Genomic DNA, 3128 nt, shown 5'->3' on the forward strand with positions numbered 1-3128 from the left:
ACTACCTCTGAACAGCACAAAGGCGCCCACGAAAACCCGTGGAGCGCCACACATGTTCGAACGCGTAGGGATTGGGGCCGGCGGCACGCTGGTTCACGATGCCGGCGTGGTCGACGCCATGGTCCATTTTTCGCGGGTGGAGAACCGGTGCGCGGCGGGCCGTTTCTTTGCGATCGCGGACCTGGTCACGTTGCGGGTCGATGATCAGGGGGATCGGCAGTGGTGGGCCTGTGATGGCTGGGATGCCGCGGCCTGCGAGGTCGGTGCCGCTTTGGGGATCAGTACCCGGGAAGCGTCGGGGCAGATGGCGACGGCGGTGGCGTTGCGGTTTCGGCTGCCGCGGGTGGCGGCGGTGTTCGCTGACGGCGGGGTGTCGGCGCGGACGGTGTCGTTGATCTGCTGGCGTACCCGGCTGGTGGAGGATCCCAATATCTTGGCGGTGATCGATGCTGCCCTGGCTGGGGCGCTGCGTGAGTGGGCGGGGTTGTCCCGCAAGAAGATTGAGAAGAAGATCGACGGCTGGGTGCACAAGTTCGATCCGGCTGCGGTGCTGAAGGTGCGGTCGGCGGCCCGCCGTCGTGGGGTGGGGTTCGGCAAGCCGGACGATGACACCGGCGTCGCGTCGATCTGGGGTGCACTCCTGGCCACCGACGCCGAACTGCTCGATCGGGTGCTGACCGAGATGGCCCGGCAGGTGTGCGACAACGATCCGCGCACCTTCGGGCAGCGCCGCGCTGACGCTCTGGGGTGTTGGCCGCGCGTGGGGACCGGCTGGCCTGCCAATGCGGTGATCCCGACTGCCCGGCGGCCGGGCCCGATGCCCGGGCCACGGCGGTGATGATTCATGTGCTGACCGATGCGCTGCCGGTGCCGGTGGCTGACCCGCTGCTCAGTGGGGATCCGGCTGCGCCGCTGACCCCGACGCCCGCCCCGCCCGCACCTGAGCCTGAGCCCGCTCCCGAGCCGCGACCGGCCGCCACGCCTGCCGAGGACCCGTCTCCTGTAGCTGTCCCGGCCTCGGCGCCCGCTGCTGCGACCAAAGCTCCGGCTCCGGTGCGTACCCCCGTTGGGTATGTCCTGGGCGGCGGCGTGGTGCCGCCGGCGATCCTGGCCGATCTGGTGGCCCGCGGAGCGACGATCCGCGCGGTCGCCTCGGCCAACGATCTGGACGAAGTGCCGCGATACCGGCCCTCGGCGGCGATGGATGAGTTCGTCCGGATGCGGGCGATGACGTGCCTGTTCCCGGGCTGTGATCAGCCCGCCACCGGCTGCGATGTGGACCATACGATCCCGTGGCCGGCCGGGCCGACCCATCCGGGCAACTTGGGCCCCAAATGCCGCAAGCATCACCTGCTGAAGACGTTCTACGGCGGGCCGGATGGCTGGGGTGACCGTCAACAATCTGACGGGACGATTGTGTGGACCGCACCGACCGGCCACACCTATATCAGCGTGCCCGGGAGCCGAATCGTGTTCCCCCGTAAGGTGACTGATACCCCATTTTCGGAACCGCCACCGGTAGGCGCCACCGATCTGGACACCCCACCGGCACCGGGGAGGGGTGTCATGATGCCCATCCGGCGCCGCACCCGCGCCCAGAACCTCGCCCAAGAAATCGCCTACGAGCGGGCCCTGAACGAAGCCGACATCAAAGAAGCAGCTGCTGCACGCGCGGAGTTCGAACGCCGACGCGATGAACGCATCGCCCGCGAAGCCGCCGAGCGGAAGCGGCAGAAGCCGCGGCCGCAGAACAACAGGACATCCCACCACCGTCGTACTGAAACGTGTGCACTCCTGAAAAAGCCAGACTTTCAGGGGTACACGAAGGCGCCGAATGTCTGCTGCGGCGTTCCCGGCACCAAGGACAGATGGGTGTGAACGCCCAACCACGGGGCGTCGACAGCAGACCGCGTCAGCAACACGGTCGCCCGTCCCGGCCGCGCGAACGGACGATGATCCGCGTCGTAACCCGTTGACGTCCAAAGGCACAGGCCCCAGCCGGACAACCCGTCCGCCGACGTCCGGGACGTCAGCGAGTCCAGATCGAAGCGAAAGTCGGTGATGCGCCCCCAGATTGATCGCCATTGGGCGTCAACCAGTTCGTCGATCCCGCGGACGAGGCGCATGTAGGTGCCGAAGCCCACGACGTCGTCGTCGAACAGCTTGCGCGCACCGGCGTAGTCGACGTCCCGGATCAACCGCTCCCATTCGACGAACCAGTTGTGAATCGCATCCCCCGGCAACCCGTCTCCTCCTGCCTCTAAGCTGTCGCGATGCCGTCGAGTACCGCCGCGATCCAAACGATCAGCAGTCTGCTGGCGCGGGCGATACCGCTGCGTTGGCGCAGGTTCGTACTGTATGCACGCCGGCACCGGCGTTTGCCCGAGTTGATCGAACCACAACGATTCACCGACAAGGTCAACTGGCGCATCCTGCACGACCGTCGCGAACTGCTCAGCCCGACCTGCGACAAACTGGCCGTAAAGGAACTCGCCCGCCGCGCCGCGGGCGACACCGTGCGTATCCCCCGCACGCTGTGGTCCGGCACCGATCTGGCCGAGCTGGCTTCCGTCGGGTTACCTGACCGGTGGATTCTCAAACCCTCACATCGCTGGGGAAAGATTGTCGACGGCACCGGAACTCCCGATATCCGGCAGCTCACCGCGCACACCAAAGGGTGGCTCTTCAACGAGAACTGGCACATCATGGGCGAGTGGGCCTACAGCCACGCCGAGCCTGCGTTCCTGGTCGAGGAGCGGATCGGGGACGGGGCCGGCTTCCCAACCGACTACAAGTTCTTCGTCTTCGACGGTGTCGCACGCTACGTACTGCACGTCTCCGAACGCGCCGCCGACCCGTGCCCCACGTACTACGACCGGACCTGGACCAGAGTGGCAACCCGACCGGGATCAGAAGACGCCCCGCTTGCCGCACCGCCCGCACAGCTGACCGAGATGCTCGCGGCGGCCGAGCGCATCGCGGCAGGTTTCGATTTCCTGCGCGTCGACCTCTACAACGTCGACGGCGAGGTGTGGTTCGGCGAGACGGCCGCCTATCCGGTGAGTGGATTCGCGCGGTTGGGCTTGACCCTGTTTGGTGGACACAGGGTCAGGCGGCTTGTGCCGTCT

4 protein-coding genes are annotated in these 3128 nt (G+C 67.1%); 3 read left to right on the forward strand and 1 reads right to left on the reverse strand.

Features of this window, described 5'->3' with window-relative positions; translation table 11 throughout:
* Positions 1-52: 52 nt before the first annotated feature.
* Entirely contained in the window at positions 53-838 is a 786-nt protein-coding gene (locus EB75_RS30130) for a DUF222 domain-containing protein (protein ID WP_286150343.1), read from the forward strand.
* Entirely contained in the window at positions 751-1878 is a 1128-nt protein-coding gene (locus EB75_RS30135; RefSeq protein ID WP_286150344.1) for an HNH endonuclease signature motif containing protein, read from the forward strand. The genes EB75_RS30130 and EB75_RS30135 overlap by 88 nt, the downstream gene beginning before the upstream one ends.
* Here EB75_RS30135 and EB75_RS28100 read toward each other — a convergent pair.
* Positions 1812-2243, reverse strand: a complete 432-nt coding sequence (locus EB75_RS28100; RefSeq protein WP_073698471.1) for a YybH family protein — start codon at positions 2241-2243, stop codon at positions 1812-1814. The two genes, EB75_RS30135 and EB75_RS28100, sit on opposite strands and share 67 nt — an antisense overlap.
* Before the next feature lie 30 nt (positions 2244-2273).
* Here EB75_RS28100 and EB75_RS28105 point away from each other — a divergent pair.
* Positions 2274-3128 (forward strand): ATP-grasp fold amidoligase family protein (locus EB75_RS28105; RefSeq protein WP_073698472.1); only part of this gene is annotated, 855 nt, incomplete at its 3' end.

The organism is Mycobacterium sp. ST-F2, from assembly GCF_001905655.1.
GTDB lineage: Bacteria > Actinomycetota > Actinomycetes > Mycobacteriales > Mycobacteriaceae > Mycobacterium.